Source organism: Veillonella infantium, from assembly GCF_002959895.1.
GTDB classification, from domain to species: Bacteria; Bacillota; Negativicutes; order Veillonellales; family Veillonellaceae; genus Veillonella; species Veillonella infantium.
The window spans coordinates 41,325-62,734 of the sequence record NZ_PPDD01000014.1 but is presented as its reverse complement, the minus strand read 5'-3'; the positions used below and the strand labels follow the sequence as shown (position 1 = coordinate 62,734).

The 21,410-nt window shown below is 38.7% G+C and carries 15 protein-coding genes; all 15 read right to left on the bottom strand.

Annotation, left to right across the window (positions count from 1 at the left end):
- Nucleotides 1–137: 137 nt before the first annotated feature.
- The gene (locus VCHSUH03_RS08790) at nt 138–4,424 is read right to left on the bottom strand and encodes a translocation/assembly module TamB domain-containing protein (RefSeq protein WP_105094762.1); all 4,287 of its coding nucleotides are present in this window, start codon (nt 4,422–4,424) and stop codon (nt 138–140) included.
- A gap of 330 nt (nt 4,425–4,754) precedes the next feature.
- The gene (locus VCHSUH03_RS08785) at nt 4,755–6,215 is read right to left on the bottom strand and encodes a TolC family protein (protein ID WP_105094761.1); all 1,461 of its coding nucleotides are present in this window, start codon (nt 6,213–6,215) and stop codon (nt 4,755–4,757) included.
- 42 nt (nt 6,216–6,257) lie between these two features.
- Entirely contained in the window at nt 6,258–7,517 is a 1,260-nt protein-coding gene (locus tag VCHSUH03_RS08780; RefSeq protein WP_105094760.1) for an MlaD family protein, read from the bottom strand.
- Nucleotides 7,517–8,275, bottom strand: coding sequence for an ABC transporter ATP-binding protein (locus VCHSUH03_RS08775; protein WP_105086175.1), 759 nt, complete (start codon nt 8,273–8,275; stop codon nt 7,517–7,519). The genes VCHSUH03_RS08780 and VCHSUH03_RS08775 overlap by 1 nt, the downstream gene beginning before the upstream one ends.
- Nucleotides 8,276–8,295: 20 nt before the next feature.
- Nucleotides 8,296–9,057 (bottom strand): MlaE family ABC transporter permease, encoded by a 762-nt coding sequence (locus VCHSUH03_RS08770; protein ID WP_105086174.1) that lies wholly within the window; start codon nt 9,055–9,057, stop codon nt 8,296–8,298.
- Nucleotides 9,058–9,088: 31 nt separating this feature from the next.
- Complete coding sequence (locus VCHSUH03_RS08765; RefSeq protein WP_105094759.1) at nt 9,089–11,071, bottom strand: SpoIVB peptidase S55 domain-containing protein; 1,983 nt, start codon at nt 11,069–11,071, stop codon at nt 9,089–9,091.
- A gap of 12 nt (nt 11,072–11,083) precedes the next feature.
- Nucleotides 11,084–11,368 carry a biotin/lipoyl-containing protein gene (locus VCHSUH03_RS08760; protein WP_005387253.1) on the bottom strand — a complete coding sequence of 95 codons (285 nt, stop codon included), beginning with the start codon at nt 11,366–11,368 and terminating at the stop codon, nt 11,084–11,086.
- A gap of 88 nt (nt 11,369–11,456) precedes the next feature.
- A complete protein-coding gene (locus VCHSUH03_RS08755; RefSeq protein ID WP_105094758.1) occupies nt 11,457–12,800 on the bottom strand; it encodes a phosphodiester glycosidase family protein in 1,344 nt (447 codons plus the stop codon).
- Nucleotides 12,801–13,014: 214 nt separating this feature from the next.
- On the bottom strand, nt 13,015–14,400 hold the full coding sequence (gene mreB, locus VCHSUH03_RS08750) for a rod shape-determining protein (RefSeq protein ID WP_105090296.1): 1,386 nt from the start codon (nt 14,398–14,400) through the stop codon (nt 13,015–13,017).
- A complete protein-coding gene (gene murA, locus VCHSUH03_RS08745) occupies nt 14,381–15,646 on the bottom strand; it encodes a UDP-N-acetylglucosamine 1-carboxyvinyltransferase (protein ID WP_105094757.1) in 1,266 nt (421 codons plus the stop codon). The genes mreB and murA overlap by 20 nt, the downstream gene beginning before the upstream one ends.
- Nucleotides 15,647–15,865: 219 nt before the next feature.
- Nucleotides 15,866–16,828, bottom strand: coding sequence for a class II fructose-bisphosphatase (gene glpX / locus VCHSUH03_RS08740; RefSeq protein WP_005387249.1), 963 nt, complete (start codon nt 16,826–16,828; stop codon nt 15,866–15,868).
- Nucleotides 16,829–16,894: 66 nt separating this feature from the next.
- Entirely contained in the window at nt 16,895–17,539 is a 645-nt protein-coding gene (gene fsa / locus VCHSUH03_RS08735; protein WP_005387248.1) for a fructose-6-phosphate aldolase, read from the bottom strand.
- Between the two features lie 13 nt (nt 17,540–17,552).
- Entirely contained in the window at nt 17,553–18,833 is a 1,281-nt protein-coding gene (gene serS, locus VCHSUH03_RS08730) for a serine--tRNA ligase (protein ID WP_105094756.1), read from the bottom strand.
- 124 nt (nt 18,834–18,957) lie between these two features.
- Nucleotides 18,958–19,911, bottom strand: coding sequence for a cation diffusion facilitator family transporter (locus tag VCHSUH03_RS08725; RefSeq protein WP_105086166.1), 954 nt, complete (start codon nt 19,909–19,911; stop codon nt 18,958–18,960).
- Between the two features lie 173 nt (nt 19,912–20,084).
- Entirely contained in the window at nt 20,085–21,368 is a 1,284-nt protein-coding gene (gene guaD, locus VCHSUH03_RS08720) for a guanine deaminase (RefSeq protein ID WP_105094755.1), read from the bottom strand.
- Nucleotides 21,369–21,410 lie beyond the last annotated feature (42 nt).

Sequence of the window (21,410 nt, the reverse complement as noted above, 5' to 3'; positions counted from 1 at the left end):
TTATTTTATAAAGACCAATAAATCTTTATTATTATAGCATAAAATACTGGGAATGAGTACTATATTAAACAAATTTTATGAAATTAATATGACTAGAATGTGCATACCTATGGGATTTGCACACTCTAGCCATAAACTTAAAAGCTTCTTGTCCAACGACCGCCTATATAATTGTTCCCTTGCGATGTATGCCATGCAGTGAACTTGAGGTTTCGTTTAACAGAATACTCTATACCATATTTATTTTGTTTATTATTGATACCCTGAGAATAAGTAAGCATAACTTTCGGAACAATATACTTGCCAATTTCAATATTATAATTGCCTGCTGTTTCTCTATTAGTCGGCTCATCAGGATCAATGGACCCAGTCGTAATATTAATCCTATCCAACCCCAATGTGTTTTGTAATGCATCTTGTACATAACCAAAGGCAAACATTTGTAGACCTGCTGTAGCAACAGCATTCACATCCTCATTTGTCAATGTACTACTATTAGAATCCGCACCACGCCCAAAGGTCAACATAGAGATAATTTGATTTCTAGACAAGCTAGGATTAGACGTCAAAGTTAAATCCATATGGTCCACAGTGCCCTTTACACCAAGCATGATATTATAATTGCTTACATTAGTTTCTGCCTCTAATTGCAAATTTGGTAAATAAGAGCCACTTACAAAGTGTGCATCGCCCTTAGTAATATTAAACACATGGTTTAAATACTTAAACGTACCAGACTTAACATCAAACTGCCCACTAGCAGTTGGATTTTGCAACGTGCCACCAAAATGAACATCACCACCAATGAACATGTTATATAAAGTACGATCATATAAACGTACCCCTTTACCAGCATGGACAGTAACATCTACCCCCATATTGGTACTACTTTCACTAGATTGTAAGGAAAGCGGAATCTTGAATTGGATATTTTCCAAGTCCAAATTACCTATCAATGTAGGTAGCCCATCGCGTTCAGCAATATAAAGTTCCCCATTTAATGGTCCCTTAATATACTCACTACCAATTTCTAAGCCATCCAGTTGAACCGCCGCCTTATAATTTGTGAGCTCATGACCAGACCAATTTACTTTAGCAGCTAAACCTGCAGTACCTTTCCCCATTGTAATTCGAGATTGGAAGTCTCCTTGTTGTCCAGAGAATATCAAATCCCCATCAATGTTTGTAATTTCACTATACGCATCAGCAAGCTTCATCGTACCATTTCGAACTGAAACTGTACCATATGCTTCAGGTTGATCTATAGTCCCAGTGAGTCTAATAGCACCTTTCAACGGGCCCGTAGCATCCTTAACACGCGTTGTTACTAAAGGAATAACCGCCATATCAGCTTCGTTAAAGTCAATCGTTACATCCATAGATTTAGCATCACTAGCTTCTAAATAACCAGATGTATAGAGTGCAGCCAATGGAATTTTACCATAAATACTGAGTTTATAACCGCTCTTTGTACCTTGGATGCGTTGAATTTGAATAACATGATCTTGCATTGTAGCTAATGCAAAGCCCTCATCAATACCAATTCCATTGAAAGAACCAGATTCTACCGCACCAGATAGTTCAACCTTTGGATTTTTGGTTTCTCCAGTAACATTCACAACGCCGGTCACCCAACCCGTAGCTTGGATATCCTTACCTATAAGTGGCAAGAATGGTACAATATCAACATCCTTTAATGCAACTTGTAAATCAGCTTGTCCATCAAGATCCAATGTGCCCCCCATTGCAATGAGGCCTTCATCTACAGGTAGCTTTAAGGTAGTAATTTTAAACTTTCGATTAGCTAAGCTAGCATCGATAGTCGCATCGCCTACAATTTTATCGTCAATACTAACATCATTAATCTTACCGTTAACAGTAACACTAGGATTATCCTTTGTCCCACCAACTTCAACGGAACCGTTTAATTTACCATCAAGATGCTCATTTGAGCGATCTAGCAAGTTTAATAAACTGTTTACACTACCATTAGTAACATCTAACACGCCAAATAGCTGTTTACTATCGTCGATCTTCATGCCGCCTTTAGCAACATAACGACCACCATCTTTTTCAGCAAAGGTAAAGTCTTGTACATTCACTACCGTTTTATCTGCATACACATGACCATGAATATCATTTAATAATTCCCCATTAATCGATAGTGCATCAGATAATATGTATCCATTAAATTGAGGGTTATCCATAGAGCCCGTGATAATTCCGCGCCCCGATAATAAACCATCAACGTGATAGTCTGTATTGATGAGCAATCTACCCATATCAATTTTCTTACCTTCAAAGTCTACATTAATGGCATCTTTAGAGATTGTACCGCCACCAGTGATAGTCGCACCATAACCTTCGATATCAAATCGATACAGCTCTAATATGTCATTTTTATAGTTGTATTTTACAAAGGCATTTGTTACGAGCTTGCCATAGGCAGAACCATCCCATAAATGAGCACGACCTTCTATAATAGGATTCGCCGCAGTGCCTGTAATATGATTATCTGATTCAAACCAGCCTGTAATTGGAATATTTGTAACTGTACGGATTAGGTTTTCAATGCGTACTGCTCGAGCTCGTGCATTTAAGTCTAATGCATCAGTATTAATGTTATACCACCCTGTTACATCATAGCCGCCACTAGCATCTCCAACATGTCCACTTGTGATGGTAAGAACATGATTATCCAACTGAATATCCCCATGGATATTATCAAATCGAGCCCCTTTATAGTGAACCTCTTGGCCCCATACAGTGCCGATCACATTTGGATTGTCCAAAACACCTTTTATTGTAATAGACGTATTCAACGTACCATCTACATCTTGTCCGATAATTGGGCTTAACGATGCCAATGGTAATGCATCACCAGAAACTGTAGCATCTACATTGCCGTTTTGGATATAGCCATATCCGCTAAACACACCATCTCCCATATTGCCTACAAGAGTAAGATTTGTTCGATTATCACTATGGGTAAAATTAGCTTTTGCTGCATCAACTACTACACCACGAATGCCAATTTGACGCCCTTCAACTGCGCCCACTACATCCGTAACTTGATTGTTTTTACCTAAGATACGAACCTCACCATCCACATTACCAGTAACCGGAGTGGACATATCTTTTGTAAAAGTATCCAAAGGTAAATTCTGAGCCTTTACGGTAGCATCAAAGTCACCTGTATCAACTACATATTGACCATTGACCTTAGCATTACCTTCGCCAACTGATAGGCGAGTATTTTCAAGACGAACTAATCCATCATCATAAACAATATCGCCTTGCAGGCGATCAACATGATACCCTTTATAAGAAATGCCATCGCTACCTATTGTTGCATCTACTCGAGGCGCTACAGTGGTTCCGCCAATATGCGCGCGACCGCCAACAATACCAGTAACCCCAACATCGGTAATGGCTTCTAAATTCACCTTATCAGCTACAACATTAAGATTTAAATACTCTTCCTCTTTTCCCAATGTAATGAGACCATTCAGCTTTGCTTCCTGATCATTAATACGCCAAGAGCTGTGACTAATAACGATCTGGTCATGATTTAGCATAATGCGGCCTTCACCATCAGTAATAGTATAAAGCGTATTTCCCCGTTTATAAGTACCCGTTAAGCCTTTAAAGCCTACATTGCCACTCATAACATATTGGCCATCTTTACTTTTAACATTAAGATGTAAATCTTGTAATTTCCCACCCGTTACAGATAAATCTTTACGAAGTGGTACAAAACTCATGATACCAGCCGTATCAATTTCATCGGCTTGTACAAACACATCAAAATTAGATACATCATCCATGTCTATGTTGCCATTTACAAGAACAGATGAACCATCCACATCAGCAGTAAAAGCACCTTTAGACATACCACTCATATTGAGTGCAATAGTGCCATCAAGCTTTTCAACATTTCTCTTTATCCCATCTTTAGTACGTAGCGCTACACGACCGTTATTAATGGTAATATCGCCATCAAAACTGCCGGACTGATTCGGATCTGATGGTTTTACTAACTTTTCTACACTCCAAGATCCATCGACCAATTGCCATATGTGAAGATCAGGTGACTCCACTTTGACACTAGATATAGCTGTTGCCCCTGATGTATTACCACCAATTATGCTTGGCAACGCTGATAATTTAACCCCAACAGCTACATCTTGTGCAGTTCCTACTAAATGACCATCCCGATCTTTAATCACCACATCGTTCAGAACTACATCGCCATTCCAATTGATACGAAGAGAATCATAGTCCACCGAGCCGTTTATGGCATTATTTACTTGTTCTTTAACCATAGGTGCTACATAAGTTTGAGCGATAGGATTAATGCTGGCACCAATACCAGATAAACCTAAAATCGCTGCACCTATAAGGCACCACTTTTTACGGGTCATAATGATACTCCCATACACATTATGAATAATATAAATATATATACTAATCTTACCACAGACACAGTAATAACCATAGTGTTTTAGGGGTAAATTTTATAAAACTAATATTATTTCACACTAATCAATTTCTGCTATAAGTACACAGCTAATACAATCGCTCTAATATAAGTACGTTGAGTTATACGACTATACATATATGGGCAATTAATTACTTGTTTACCATACCACAACCAATCTGAGCTAATATGAAATACACATATAAACTACTCAAGTAAATACTGCAATAACAAAAAAGACGACCGAAGTCGTCTTTTTAGGTTACATATTATATTATTGATTGCTACCAAGTTTTGCTAATTGTTCAAGGGCACCACTATTAGCAATAACCTCACCACTTTGGCCAACTGGAGTATTCAATGGAACACCTGTTAATTGCTCAAGCGCTGCAATGCTAATATTGTAGTTATAAAGAGCTTGTACATAATTGTTACGAGCTGTTGTCAATTTAGTTTCTGCATCAAGAACGTCTAGGTTAGTACCAACGCCTGCACGATAACGAAGTGTAGCGATACGGAAGCTTTCTTGACCTTGAGCTACTGCAGTTTGTGTACTTTGAATAGTTTGTTCAGCAGAACGCAAATTCAAGTATGCTTTTTGTACTGCTAATAATACAGCATCTACAGTTGCTAAGTTAGCTTCTTTAGCTTGTTCAAGTTGCGCATTTGCTTTTTTAATGGCATTTTGTGTAGCACCGCCATCCCATAAACTCCAAGATGCACTAGCACCTACGCTCCAGGATTTTGTACTTGTTCCAAAATAACCATCTGGATCAATATAACCACGACCAGCTTTTACTGCTACAGTCGGTAAGTAGCCAGCTTTAGCAGATCTTACAGCTTCTTCTGCAGATTTTACATCAAGGGCAGATTTTACAAGAGCAGAACGATGAAGTAAAGCATATGCCTTAGCTTGTTCCAATGTAACATTATAAGGTTTATATTGTAAATCATGTTCTGCCGTATTAATAGCTGTTTGTACAGGATATGCAATGACTTGATTTAAACTAGCTTCTGCTAAATTTGCAGCATTTTGAGCTTTAACAAGGCTCGTTTCAGAGTCAGCAAGATTTGTTTTAGCAGCCAACACATCAGAACTAGCTACTAAACCAACATTGTATTGAGCTTGCACATTTGTTACATGACCTTGGTAATCTTTAACTGCTTGTTGGGCTACATCAACAAGATTACGGTTCATAATCAATGTATAATAGCCACTAATAGCATCATATTTTGCTTGTTGTAATGCTTCTTCATAGCTAGCACCAGTACCTTCACGTGTATAACGTGCAGAATCAATGCTTGCATCAAGTTGAGGATTAAATACAGGCGCACTTATGGAGAAGTTATGACTACCAGTTTTACCGCGACCAGTATCACCACCTGTTTTTTGAGCTTCCCAACCATATTTAACAGTCGGATTTTTAGCCGCAGCCACCTGGCTAACTGCAGATTTAGCAGCTTCATAACCCCATTTAGTTTGTTTTGCAGTGCGGTTATTCGCTAATGCTAACTCAATCGTACGAGACTCATCAAGGTCCAATTTGCTCTCATAAGTTTTGCTATCTTGCACAGATTTTTCAGCTAATTGCTTTTGTGTTAATTGAATGGCTTCTTTTTGATATTTACTTAATTGATCTCCATTATTAACGGAAGTTGTAACTACATCAGCAGCCATTGCACCTGTAGTAGCCAAGGAGAGCATTACCCCCAAGGATAAAACCTTTTTGTTCATAATATGTACCTCCATATTCACCTAAAGTGAATGTACTAGTCTTTAGAATACTTGTTTAATACCAAAGTAGGTACCACCGTTCGTGGAACTGAACGGTCTGGTCATTTGAATAACCCCATAAGTATCTTTATGTAAACGTATATCACTACGAATACGATATTTACGATTGTTAAGATCATATATAGCTGCGGACAAGGAAATTGGACTACCTAAATTATAATCAACACCTAGACCCAATTCACTTTCAAATATACCACCGCGCACTAACCATTTAGAACTAACGAATCGACCTGCATTCAAGTCAAATTTAGTGCCGTCTCCAATATTGGAAAGACCAAGCTCAGCCATCCCTTTATCATTAAAAGCACGAACACGACCATTGATGCGGAACTCATCATCTGTTGTGTTATACAACAAATCTACAGATGGCTCAATTTTAGTAGACGACTTTTTTTCAACGTTAATTTCGTCTACAATATTTCCATTTGCATCAGTTTGATACGGTTTACCACCCATCAATTTATTGATACGAGCAGAAATTTGTGCCGTATTATGTAATGTTTCCTTAATATTTTCCTGTGCTTTAGGATCTGTTACAGTAGATTCCATGGAACGAGCCATATTATCTACCCGATCCGTAGTTTGTTTTAAGTTAGTCAAAATAGCACGCATATCATTGCCTGCATTACCATCTGCATTAAATTGCTGCGCTGCCTGATTTAACTGTGCTGTTACATCAGCCATATTTTGTGTAATCGCTACAGCATTATCAGCCATCGTTGCAGTAGATTGCAAGGAGTGCTTAAGTGCATTTTGCGTTGTAGGATCACCAATAATATTATTGATAGACTGCAACATTTTCTCTGTGCCATCCATTAATTTCTGAGCACTTTGCATGGCTTTCTCCATAGCATCTGCGCCTTCGCCCTTAACAGTGTCGCCATCTTGTAAAAATACTTTAGATTGACCTGGTGATATTTGAATAAATTTATCACCTAAAAAACCATCTGACCCTAATGTGAAAGTAGAATCACTTGGAATTTGTGTCTTTTCATCAAGCTTCATTTTTACTACAACACCATGCGGTGTAATTTCAATATCGGAAACATTACCGATAGCTACCCCAGAGTATTTAACTTGATTACCATTTTTTAGGCCATTAACTTGAGCAAAATCCCCAGTAATCGTCATTTGCGGTTTAGCCCATATATCAATGCGTCCTACAAACAGTATGCCCGCAATAAATAATGCTATACCTATTATCGTGAAAGCCCCTACCTTGGCCTCCGTCGTCCACTTCATTATACCTCTCCCATCGCAGATACGTTAATTGGTTCTGCTTCGCCATGAATAAACTGTTGTACCTTTTTATTTGTAGAATTCTTAAAGTCTATTGTATCAGAAATTTCCACAAATTTCCCCTTATCAAGTAAAGCTATGCGGTCTGCTACATAAAATGCAGATTGCATATCATGTGTTACCACGATAGATGTACAACCGAGCCGTTGCTGCATTCCCTTAATCAGCATACTAATCGTACCTGATGTAATAGGATCTAACCCAGATGAAGGTTCATCATAGAGAATTAAACTCGGATCTAACGCTATGGCACGAGCTAAGCTAACACGTTTCTTCATGCCCCCAGATAATTCGTTAGGCATATAGGATTCATACCCTTTTAAACCGACCCAATCGAGACGCTCTGCTACAATGCGTTTTATTTCATCATCTCCTAAGTCCGTATGCTGACGTAAGCCAAAGGCTACATTTTCACCTACTGACATAGAATCAAATAATGCAGAGTATTGGAATACCATCCCCATTTTTCTTCGTACTGTATTAAATTCATCTTCAGATAATGTTGTAATATCTGTGCCATCTACTATAATCTGTCCCGATGTAGGACGCTGCAAGCCAATCAATAAGCGAAGTAGTGTACTTTTACCACTACCACTACCACCTAATATGACTAACGTCTCCCCATCATCGATAGTGAGATTAATAGAGTCTAAAATCACACGCGACTCATAGGCAACTACAACATTGCGTAGTTCTATCATAAATCCCTCTAATGTATCTACTAATATAATAAGGTAGATAAAAAATAATTTAATACAAATACTAAAATGATACTAGTCACTACAGAACTAGTTGTGGAGAAGCCTACTGCTTCTGCGCCCATTTTAGTTTCCATCCCCTTATATGCACCTACCAACGCAATGACCGCGCCGAATACACTAGATTTAATTAAACCTAATGTAAAATCAGAAATAGTAGAGAACATTTGAATGGAATCTAAATATGTACTTGGTGCCAAACCTTTAATAGCAGTAGCTACAAAGTAACCACCAGCAATGCCAATTACCACACCGTAAAAAGCCAAGATTGGAACCATTACCATACAAGCCACTACACGAGGTACTACAAGATAACCAACAGGATCAACAGCCATAACACGTAGCGCATCAATTTGTTCTGTCACCTTCATTGTACCAATTTCAGCCGTGATAGCAGCACCAACACGGCCAGCCAATACAACGCCTACCAAAATAGGTCCTAACTCTCGCCCCATAGCAACAGCCATAAGACCACCCACAGTGCTTTGAGCACCATATGTAATCAATACGTCTGTAATCTGTAAGGTCATAACTGCACCAGCAAATAGCAACGTTAAACTGATAATTGGCAATGAATCCACGCCTAGGTGAGCCATCTGCTGAAATACATGCCATAGATTAATCATTTTCAGTTGTTTTATTGTTTGCCACACTAACAATGTAGCACTACCCATCTGTGATAGGCCTTTTATTACAGCTCGGCCTATCGATTCTAGCCAATTCAACAGTCTAGCCCTTTCCCCTTACGCTTTCAGCTTATTCAGCTGTATTAGTATCATTTACTTTAGATTCATCCTTTTTATCAGGTGTTTTTTTGTCTTGTTTATCAGACTTTTTCACATCTTTTTTACTGGATTTATCCTTCTTAGATTGATCTTCCAATTCTAATTTATGTTCCATCTTAACTTGATTTTTAACTTCTCTTACGCGTTTAGCTAATGCTTTATCACGATCAGCTGGTTTCATAACATGAATTGTAAATTGACCATCACCTTGAACGATGTATTCTGTATCAATAGCAGTTTTTTCAATTTGATTATCATCGTCCTTACCAGAGCTCAAATCTTCTTGCCCTGTTTTTTTCTTTACATCCCCTGGCATAGGTTTTGATTCTACATCTTTAAGTTTAGCTTTTTTAACTGATTTAGAACCATCTTCATCAACCAGACTAATGCCATCTTCTAAAAACTCTACAACAATTTGATTATTTGTATCAGTCTTTTGAATTTCATCATAAAGCTCATTAAAATCTTTATGAACTTTTAATCGACGTAAAATTTCATCAGTTAAATTATATTTTTGTTTTTCTAATACATAAGGTAATGGGATTTCGCCTCCCCCACGTACCTCTAAGGTATACTTGCCAACAGCCTGATTCTCAGGAACTTTAAAGAAGATTTGTTTAACAACCTTCTCCCCGCGGAATGGCTCCAATGTTACATCTACAACGATTGTATCCCCAGGAGAAACAATGGTAGAAGATGCAGACGCATCAATAAGCTTCGCAGTTTTCTTATCTTGTGTTACTTCAGTTTCTACAGAGATATCAGAGATTTCATAATTAATGAATCGGTTATTCATAAGAACATCGATAACATTGTAGAACTCATCAACAGCCTTCTCTGATATAGAGTCAGAACTATAGAACATATTAGTTCGTGTCAATGGTTTATGTTCTTTACCTCTTGGTGTAATCGTATAAGAAATTGTAGCTGTACCAGCGCCACTACGATCTAATGTTTTATTCAACATATTATATAGAGATGTAGCCGCTAAGGTTGGTGTCATTTCACTATCTTCAATGACCTTAACAGAGCTAGTCTTATCACGCCCCATATCAAGGTCTTTCAAATGGAAGCGCATAGGAATGCCTGGAGAAATCACTCCAGATACGCCAGCAATACCAGCACCTCTATCTTCAGTTACTGAGCCTACTTCCTTGCCCATAGAACCTAATTTGAAAGCAGCATCATAACTTTTGACTACCGTAAAGATACTTGCATTGTGCATGAAGTAGTTTGAAGAGCCATGTTTCAAGAATGGATGACCAAAGGCTACGATTTTTTCACCATCTACATAAGTAACAGTACCAATAGCCCCTAATTTAAGATCTCCATCAACTAATAATGCTGCTACAGATCCACCAGCCTCTAATGGTTTAGTAATTTCATCACCACTAGCGCTGGCAGTATCATATGTTTCATATTTATATTGTGGCAACTTAGATTTGAAGTAATCCATGGACGCTGCATCAAAGCCATAAGCCATAAGTGGGGTTCCAAGAGGGATCAATTGTTTATCGTCCCATGGTCTAGATAGATTCTTCTCATATGGAATATTCCATAACTTCACCATATCTTCGATAGGAGTAATCATCCCAATCGTACCATCTGCGAAGCCCCATCCATAGGCTACAGCACCAACGAGCTTGCCATTTATATATACAGGACTACCACTCATGCCATGAGCAATGCCTCCAGTTTTTTCCATAACAGGACCAGAGAACTTTGCCAAAATAAGATGACCAGATGGCCCCTTATCCTTCATGACACCCAGTACCTTTACATCAAAGGTTGAAATGGTATCTCCTACAATTACAGTTTTTGCAATACCTTCCATACCTGTAGTTACATCATTGACAGGCATGAAATCAACAGCCTGTGCAGCTGTAATTGAAGTACAGAAGAAAAGCGCCAGTATCGCTTTTCTATACCGACGCCAAGAATGAGAAAACTTCATTCCTTCTCTCCTTTATTTACTTTCTACTGTGACAACGATTTGATCACGAGAAACGTCTGAACCCACTGTAACATTAACCGCCGTTACAGTACCAGTTACAGTAGATTTAGCAGCAGCCATAGGGCCAGCCAATGTCTCTACAGTTACCAATGTTTGACCTTCTGTTACAGCAGAGCCAACAGAAACTGTAGAAGCAACTTTACCTGTTAATACACTTTGGTATGATACAGGGGCCGCCATTACAGAGCTAACACTTAAAATGCCTAAAGCAGCTAAGGCCAACACTACTCTTTTCATAACGATCCCTCCTTTTACAAAATTAGTTATGTATGTATAGTATACTAAATTATTAGTAATTTTTCAAACAAAATTGTATGCAACGAATTCATTTTATAATTACAATATCCTCATAGGTCGTAGGATTTGGAGTAGCTTTATGTACGTACGTATCATTAACCACTAAATCAACGCTACCTTGATTTGATAATTCAGCACCATCTACGACACCTAGATTAGATAACAGTTTGGCCCCTTCTTGTTGTGTGACCCCTACAGATTGAAGGCCCGCTTTATCAACAGTAAGGACCACTAAATTATGATCTTTTGTAGTTCCTATGAAACTACGAGCTTTATTATGGGTCCCATCAGCACCTACATAATTGCCATTCTTCAATACCATAGTACCCGCTTGTAGCGCTGCACCACCAGTAGTGCTAACTTGTGCTAACTCCGGTCTATTTTGAATCGTAATCGGTGTGCCCACTTTTAATTTACGCAGTGCATCTCTTGATTCTCCATGCCCAGATAATACATATTGGTTTTCTCCAATTTTAGAATTTCCTTTTTGACCACTAACGACCTTGCCATTGGCTACAGTCACTTCATAGCCGAAGTCATTAGTTTTTGTAGAAGGCCCATAAGCTGATGTATATAGAGTCAAGGCATTTTCTTTACGTCCTGTATTAACAGATGTAATTAGGAAGGTATCTTTTTGTGTTTTAGCTTGTAATAATGGTCTCTTTTCTTCAATAAAATATCCCCGATTTGGTGTATATCGCAAGGTGCCACGATTAGAAATACGCTCTAAATCAATCGTTCCATCACTAGCTACTGAATAAGGACGATCAAAACTTCCGCCCTTTACTTTTGCTCCAATGATGGCAGTATGTGATTGAATCACAGATGATAAGGTTTTTCCTTCTGGAACATGGGCTACTACCATAGGTGAATCATTATCAACAGATAACGCAAAGGCTTGAATCTTACCTTCTGCTACAGTGTTATTAATCTTGCTATACGTAACGGATTTATTTACATCTTTTGTTGTTTGTTGAGCATAGCTAGAAAATAAATCCACTACAATACGCGATGGCTTTTCCAATGTAAACTCATGGTGTTGTACATCCTTATTAGCCGTCAATGTTACTTGTAAAGCGCCATTAACAGGTTGTAAACCAATACCTTTTAAAACACCTGTTTTCGTGTTATTTTGAGCTACAGGTCCAGTCAATCCATTTGTGGTACCACCTAGGTTAAGGGTAAGAGCATGTGTGGACTCATTATAAGATTTAGTCCAAGATACAGGCATTTCAGACACATCTAATACGATTCGACTTGTACCTTCGTGATTAGATACACGTACGCCGGTTAAATTTCCAGCTTCAACATAAGGTATTGTACTGCCTAAGAAACCTAAAACAGCAAACGTCATATATAAATATCGTTTCATATATAATTCCTCTACAACGATAAACCATATCAATGGTCATATATTTCATATAAATTTTATGCAATATACTTTTACTATAGTATACATCATAAAGATGAAAATTTCAAAAATATAAATCAAAAAAAGAAGTTACTATCTAGAGTTATGCCATTCTTCAATGGCACCTCTATAAATAGTAACTTCCTCAAATTTTACATTATTTCAATAAAATATTTTATTGTAATTCATCCAATGTATCACGCAATTGTGACATTTCATCAAGAGCTTTTGCAACCCCTTTGATAACAGCATATCGCGGAGACTCAACTAAATAAGATGCAATACCAACAGAACGTGTAATAACACGATCTAAACCATCGATGAGAGCACCGCCACCTGTCAGAATGATACCATGATCATTAATGGCTGCTACAAGTTCTGGAGGTGTTTTTTCTAAAATCGATTTAATGCCTTCTAGAATATTCATCACTTGCGCCTCTAAGGCACGTTGAATTTCTAAGGAATTAACAGCAACCATCTTAGGTAGTCCAGAGCTGGCATCACGCCCTCTAACCTCTATAGTTCGTTCTTTAGCACGTCGATCTACGGTACCAACAGAAATCTTTATCTTTTCTGCTGTTAAAGGTCCAATAACAAGTCGCTTTTTACGACGTATATAGCGAATAATAGATTCATTGAAGGAATCTCCTCCAATGCGAAGGGATTCACTCACAACAACGCCAGTATCACAAAGAACGGCAATATCAGTAGTACCGCCACCTACATCGACAACCATAGCTCCAACTTGGTCAGCATCATTGAGACCTGTACCCATAGCAGCTGCTAATGGTTCCTCTATAAGAACAGTCTTTTTAGCGCCTGTTCTAAGTAAAGCCTCTAAAATAGCACGTTTTTCAACAGGCGTAATTCCAGATGGCACACATACAATAATACGCGTTTTCATCAATCTAGAAGCAGGCACAACGGAACGAATAAAGTATTTTAACATAAATTCGGTCATATCGTAATCTGCGATAACACCCGCTTGAACAGGACGAATAACAGATATGCCTTTAGGTGTACGTCCTATCATAGTACGTGCAGCTTCGCCTAAGGCAAGAATATCCCCTGTTTTATCATCTTTCGCAATATAAGCTGGCTCATCTAAGACTAGCCCTTTTCCTTTAGCAAAGATAAGAATATTGGCAGTTCCCAAATCTATACCTAAGTCAAAATTCAATGAACGATTCAATCGTCCCATTAAATCGCCTACTTGTTCAGGACGAACTAAACGCTTTAATGTCATAGCAGGTGTAGTTTTCGCTATGGCAACAGTTTCACGATTACGACGCTCAACACGGCGCATCTTCGTCACTTTAACCATGGCCTCCCGCATATTAGAAGCTAAGTGATTCGCTTGTTTAGCTACACCTTCTGAAAGTTTCGTAGACTTACGCTTTGTTCTACGCAAAGGCTTACGAGTCGTGCTCGCCTTAGAGTTTTCAACCTTTGCAGCACCTAGGTTTTGTTGCTCGTTGTATAAAGCCGGCCCTTTTGAGCGCCGGCTTCGTTTCTTTTTATTCTGTTTTGGCTCTGTACTTTTATTCGTCAACCCGAACAATATCAGCACCTAACCTTTGCAATTTACCTACGAAATCTTCATAACCACGATCGATATGATGTAGACGACCAACTTCTGTACTACCTTCTGCAGTCAACGCAGCACAAACAAGAGCTGCACCTGCACGCAAGTCTGTGGCATTAACTACAGCACCATGTAAGCGTGGCATACCTTCTACAATCGCTTGACGATTGTCGATATCGATATGAGCACCCATTTTGCGAAGTTCAGCAACATGCATAAAGCGGTTTTCAAATACAGTTTCTGTTACTGTACTTGTGCCTTCAGCGATTGTAGTAAGCGCCATAAATTGAGCTTGCATATCTGTTGGGAAGCCTGGGTATGGTAACGTTTTGATATCAACAGCTTTGATACCTTTACCAGTGCTGATAACGCGAATGCCATCAATTTCTTCCTCTACAGTAACGCCAGCTTCTTTTAATTTAGCTACTACTGGTTTCAAATGTTCAGGCAATGCATTTTCTACAAATACGTCACCACCAGCCATAGCAGCTGCAATCAAGTATGTACCAGCTTCGATACGGTCAGGAATAACCGTATGAATTGCACCATGTAATTGAGGCACACCTTCAATGCGAATTACATTAGTACCAGCACCGCGGATATTAGCGCCCATTGCATTTAAGAATGTCGCTAAATCAACGATTTCAGGTTCTTCCGCAGCATTTTCGATAACAGTTTTACCTTCCGCCATAGAAGCGGCCATAATTACATTTTCTGTAGCCCCTACACTTGGGAAATCCAAGTAGATTTGAGTGCCTTTAAGGCCTTCTGGAGCATGTGCATATACATAATCTTCAGTAATTTCAATTTTAGCACCTAACGCTTCGAAAGCTTTTAGGTGAAGATCAATAGGACGTGCACCAATCGCACAACCACCTGGCATGGAGATTTTAGCCTCCCCTTTACGCGCCAAAAGTGGACCCATTACGAGGAAAGATGCACGCATTTTGCGTACAAGCTCATAAGGAGCTTCCGTAGCAGTCAATGTAGACGCATCGAAAATAATTTCATCATCTGCTTTATTACGAGTAATTTTAACCCCCAAAGACTCGATAACTTGGCAAATTGTACCTACATCTTCCAAATTTGGAATTTCAAGTAATTTACTAGGTGTTGATGCTAGCAAAGTACCGGCAATAATAGGGAGTACCGCATTTTTAGCACTACTAACACGTACACGGCCTTCCAACCGGTTGCCACCTTGAATGATTAGCTTTTCCAACAGAATTCCTCCTACACTTTATATCGATCATCTTGTATGAACTACAAGACGTTGTATTTATAACGTCATATACTAAATGTTATTATACTATTTTTCGATATATCTCATCAAGAGACTGTGAGAAAATACTGAGAAAAAAAGCCCCTCATTTTTGATATGTACCCCTTTGCTGGACAACCGGTAAAGGGGGTACATATCAAATGAGGGGCTTAATTATTTTTATTTTGCTTTTAAGGATTTTAGTTTCTCATCCATATGCACTGTATCTAAGAAACGAACAGTACCTGTTTTAGAACGCATTACGATAGTATGTGTACGCGCACCACCAGGGAAGTATTGAATAGCATTCAATAAGTTACCGCGAGTAATAGCAGTAGCCGCAAAGATAACATCATCTGTACGAACTAAATCATCCAATGTAAGTACTTGATTTACATCGGTAATACCCATTTCATGACAACGACGAATTTCTTCTTCTGTTTCTGGTTTCAAGCGCGCTTGCATATCGCCACCTACGCATTTTAAAGCTGCTGCAGCCAATACGCCTTCTGGTGCACCACCAGTACCAACAACCATGTGCACACCAGAACCTTCGATACAACATTCCATAGCTGGGTTAACATCGCCATCAGAAATTAACATAATACGTGCGCCAAGATCACGCGCTTCTTTCATCAAACCATGATGACGCTCACGATCAAGCATTACAAGTGTAATTTCATCAACATTGCGATTCATTTTTGCAGCTACATTTTTAATATTTTCTGTTAAAGATTTTGTAATATCGATAGCACCTGCACCACGAGGACCAACACAAAGTTTTTCCATGTACATATCTGGCGCATGTAACAAGCCACCTTTTTCAGCAATAGCCATAACTGCAATCGCACCATTTTGGCCTTTTGCAATCAAGTTTGTGCCTTCAATAGGGTCAACTGCGATGTCTACTTCTGGGCCACCCGCACCTACATGTTCACCAATATAAAGCATAGGTGCTTCATCAATTTCGCCTTCGCCGATAACAACTGTACCAGAAATACGAACAGAGTCAAATGCTTGACGCATTGCGTCTACAGCAAGACCATCCGCTGCATCCTTTTGACCGCGACCAAGTAAACGACCACTGCGCAAAGCAGCCGCTTCAACGACACGAGCAAATTCCAAAGATAATGTACGATCCATAATAGGCCTCCTTATAAGTCCTGTGTGTATTGTAATATGACCCTTACATCGAGCCGAATACTTAACTTATTGATTAGCTTGTTTCCAATCTGCCATAAACTTTTCAAGCCCTGCATCTGTTAGCGGATGTTTCATAGCTTGCATAAGCACTTTAAATGGCACAGTTGCAATATGAGCACCAGCTTTTGCACATTGAATGATATGCAATGGTGTTCTCACACTAGCCGCGATAATTTCAGTTTCAATACCATGAATAGCAAATATATCTGCAATATCTTGAATTAATGTAAGACCATCCATACTGATATCATCAATACGGCCAACAAATGGGCTCACATAGGTAGCACCTGCACGAGCTGCTAATAAGGCTTGGTTGGCAGAGAAGATTAAGGTTACATTAGTTTTAATGCCTTCTTTGCTTAAAACTGCAACAGCTTTAAGACCTTCTGGAGTCATAGGCACTTTAATAACTACATTAGAGCCTAATTTTACAAGCTCATGAGCTTCCCCGATCATACCTTCTGCATCAGAAGCAATAACCTCTGCACTCACAGGGCCCTCTACCAAATTAGCGATTTCAGAAATAACTTGTTTTAAATCGCGTTTAGCTTTCACGATAAGGGATGGATTAGTAGTAACACCATCGATAAAACCAAAAGCATACGCCTCTTTAATCTCATCAAATTCTGCTGTATCAATAAAGAACTTCATAGAATGCCCCCTCTTATTTTCCAGCCTTAATTACTTCTACGCCGCCCATGTAAGGTACAAGTACTTTAGGAATCACAACAGAGCCATCAGCTTGTTGATAGTTTTCCAAGATAGCTGCTACTGTACGACCTACAGCAAGACCAGAGCCATTTAATGTATGAACGAATTCTGGTTTACCTTTAGGACCACGACGGAATTTAATGTTTGCACGACGAGCTTGGAAATCAGTCATATTAGAGCAAGAAGAAATCTCTCTATACTTGCCTTGAGCTGGCATCCATACCTCTACATCATATGTTTTAGCAGAACCAAAGCCAATATCACCTGTACAAAGTGTAATTACACGGAATGGCAACTCCAATAAGCGCAATACTTCTTCTGCATTATCAGTCAATGTTTCTAATTCTTTGTAAGAATCTTCAGGTTTAGCTAATTTAACCATTTCAACTTTGTTAAATTGATGTTGACGGATAAGACCACGAGTATCACGACCTGCAGAACCTGCTTCAGCACGGAAGCATGCAGTAAATGCAGTATAATATTTTGGCAATTCCTCTTCACTCAAAATTTCGCCACTATGATAGTTAGTCAATGTAACCTCTGCGGTAGGAATCAAGAAATATTCAGTATCTTCTACATGGTACATATCTTCAGCAAATTTAGGTAATTGACCAGTACCTGTCAAAGTTTCGCGAGTTACCATGTATGGAGTCATCATTTCAGTGTAGCCTTGTTTATCTACATGAAGATCAACCATGAAATTAATGAGAGCACGTTCTAAACGAGCACCCAAACCTTTATATACAGTGAAACGAGCACCGCTCATTTTACCAGCGCGATTGAAATCAAGAATATCGAGATTTTCACCTAAATCCCAATGAGCTTGTACATCAAAGTCGAATTGACGTGGTTCGCACCATTTGCGTTGTTCTACATTTTCATCTTCATCAGCACCAACAGGAACAGATGCATCACACATGTTTGGCAACATCAATGCCGCATCACGTAATTTTGCTTCTACATCGCGAATACGATTATCAAGCTCAGCAATATCATCGCCTACTTTTTTCATTTCTGCGATTTTATCATCCGCATTTTCTTTATTGCGTTTTAATTGGCTAATTTCTTCAGTTACAGAGTTGCGAAGAGCTTTTAACTCCTCAACTTTACCAATCAACTGACGGCGTTCATCATAAGCGGATACAAAGGTTTCCAAATCGCCTTTTGTGTGACGATTATCTAAGTTTTGTTGCACTAAATCAATATTTTCACGGACAAATTTCAAGTCTAACATACTATGAACCTCATCTTCCAACTATGCTACGAACAATATATTCAATACGTTTAAGTATACCATATATTGGTGTATTTATCATTAAATTATAAGATATCTACTAGTTTTGTCGTTAATTTTTATACTATTCATCATCATCTTCCTCTAGTAAATAATCTTTTGCCATCCATTTTCGGGTGCCGGTGAAAGAAATGGTAACCCATTTTTCCGAAGGGTTTCCTCCGATTTCTTGGTCAATTTCATTGCGAATCGCATCGATTTCAGCAATCGTTTGATAGGGAAAATTCTTGCGAACTAAAATATCAATCTCAATAATTCGAGTGTTGCCATATACTTGTACGCTAGAAACATAATCCTTGAAATTGTACTTTTCCATAAAACGATCCATAATTTCCTGCACTTCATTATGTAATGAAGTTGGTGCCCACCCCAACACTTGTTTTACAGATGGGATGATAATGCGGAACGCAGACGGTATCATTTGCACCGCTAATACAACGAGAACTATCGGGTCAATATAAGATGCCCAATCAGCATATTCAGTTCCTTCTAACATGATAGCTACGACGAAACTGATTAAGATAGCTGCTTCTAACAAAGCATCTACATACCAACTTACATTATCAAATTTGATTAAGTTGGACTGTAGACTCTTATTAATGCGACGCACATATAAGTAATATATTGTGTCCGCCACTGTAAAGAAGATAGCATAGTAAATAGCGGGTCCAAAATCTACATGACGACCACCCGATATAAGATCTGTAATACCACTAGATAAGGCATAAATTACAATTAGTAATATAAAAAATCCTTCTACGGCCAACACTAAAGGTTCAAACTGCCAATACCCAAACTGAAAGCGCTTACTCGTTTCACGCGCTATTAATTTGGCGGTCATTAACATCATGATTTTAATAACAACATCGACAAAGGAAAATACACCATCTAATAAGACCGCACTAGAACCCGTCACAATCCCCATTATAGTACCGCTTACCGCTACTAGAGCCATCAGGCCAACGGATTGCATAAGTAACTTCTGCTCTATAGAGCGCCTTGCCCCTAATATATCCATCAAGTACCCCACTTTCTTAATTTATACATTATTTTATTATACACCAAGGGTATTGATGCGCAACACGAGGCCAAATCAAAACAGGTAGTTTGCCTTATATACAAACTACCTGCTATGGATACTATGTAAATTCTTTTTTTATTGCCAGCTTTAATACAGGTTAACTATTAACCTTAAAAACCTTGAGGATTCGATAATACCTGTCCCGCTACATAGCGCTCAACAATATGGCGGTCATCACCAACATATAACCAACGCTCTAATCGTTCTTCTAAGGTACGTTCATTAGGATCAAATAGTGATGTATCGTTAATGACAAGGGCATCTAGTTCACAACCTTTTTCAAAGCTACCAACCTTACCAAAGAACTTGCCGCCGCCCTTTGTAGCCATATAGAAAGCTTCACTTAATGCAAGGGGCGCATATGTTTGATCAACTTCTACCCATTTCATTTTTGATAATCCAATGGCTTCCGTAAGAACCTTCGCCATCGATACAATATGACCACCAGAGATATCGGAGCCCAAACCAATCGGTATATTCCGTTTCATTAGCTTACGAATCGGTGCAATACCACTTGATAGGTTTACATTGGAATATGGACAATGCGATACCATAGTTTGAGTTTCTGACATACGATCCATTTCTACATCGCTTAAATGAATGCAATGAGCCATCACTGTCGGTACCTGTCCCATTAAGCGGTGTTCATAGTACACATCTGTATAATTTGGTGACTCTGGATGTAATGATGCAACCCAATCAATTTCACCATGATTTTCGGACAAGTGAGATTGAATTGGTACATTATATTTTTCTGCTAATTTCCCTAGTCCACTCATTAATTCACTTGTACAAGATGGTACAAATCTAGGTGTAATAATTGGTTTAACCAATGGACCAAACTGCGATGATGCATCCAGCCATTCTTTTGTATCAATCAAGGACTGTTCTGTTTTCTCAATCAAGAATTCTGGACTATTACGGTCCATATTTACCTTACCTACATAGGCTGATAGTCCTGCTTTTTGTAAAAGCTCCATCAATACTAATGTGCTTTCTTTATGGATGGTACCAAATAGTATACTTCTAGTAGTCCCATTGCGCCATAAATCCTGCACAAAGGCGCCATATACTAACCGTGCATAATCTGAATCACTAAACTTTGCCTCTTCAGGAAATGTATAGGTTTCTAACCACGGCAGCAATTCTTTGTCCATGCCAAGACCACGATTACAATACTGCGGAGCATGAGCATGTGTGTCTACAAAGCCTGGAATGATGAGATTATCACCATAATCAGTAACCTCGCAATCTGCATAGGCTGGTGGAATACTTTCACCACAATATACGACCACGCCATCTACGGCGATGATATAGCCATGTGGAATAGATATAAATTCTGAAGGCCGCGGTGTATATAATATATTTCCTTTTAAAATAAGTGTCGAATTCATATAACCTCCTCGCGTGATGAGAGCCCTAAAACACTATGCTCG

Excerpts from the sequence above, each read along its gene's own strand:
- VCHSUH03_RS08775 (WP_105086175.1), bottom strand. The coding sequence starts at position 8,275 with ATGATAGAACTACGCAATGTTGTAGTTGCCTATGAGTCGCGTGTGATT.
- serS (WP_105094756.1), bottom strand. The coding sequence starts at position 18,833 with ATGTTAGACTTGAAATTTGTCCGTGAAAATATTGATTTAGTGCAACAA.
- VCHSUH03_RS08760 (WP_005387253.1), bottom strand. The coding sequence starts at position 11,368 with ATGAAAAGAGTAGTGTTGGCCTTAGCTGCTTTAGGCATTTTAAGTGTT.
- VCHSUH03_RS08780 (WP_105094760.1), bottom strand. The coding sequence starts at position 7,517 with ATGAAGTGGACGACGGAGGCCAAGGTAGGGGCTTTCACGATAATAGGT.
- VCHSUH03_RS08765 (WP_105094759.1), bottom strand. The coding sequence starts at position 11,071 with ATGAAGTTTTCTCATTCTTGGCGTCGGTATAGAAAAGCGATACTGGCG.
- glpX (WP_005387249.1), bottom strand. The coding sequence starts at position 16,828 with ATGGATCGTACATTATCTTTGGAATTTGCTCGTGTCGTTGAAGCGGCT.
- VCHSUH03_RS08755 (WP_105094758.1), bottom strand. The coding sequence starts at position 12,800 with ATGAAACGATATTTATATATGACGTTTGCTGTTTTAGGTTTCTTAGGC.
- guaD (WP_105094755.1), bottom strand. The coding sequence starts at position 21,368 with ATGAATTCGACACTTATTTTAAAAGGAAATATATTATATACACCGCGG.
- VCHSUH03_RS08725 (WP_105086166.1), bottom strand. The coding sequence starts at position 19,911 with ATGGATATATTAGGGGCAAGGCGCTCTATAGAGCAGAAGTTACTTATG.
- VCHSUH03_RS08785 (WP_105094761.1), bottom strand. The coding sequence starts at position 6,215 with ATGAACAAAAAGGTTTTATCCTTGGGGGTAATGCTCTCCTTGGCTACT.
- VCHSUH03_RS08790 (WP_105094762.1), bottom strand. The coding sequence starts at position 4,424 with ATGACCCGTAAAAAGTGGTGCCTTATAGGTGCAGCGATTTTAGGTTTA.
- fsa (WP_005387248.1), bottom strand. The coding sequence starts at position 17,539 with ATGAAGTTCTTTATTGATACAGCAGAATTTGATGAGATTAAAGAGGCG.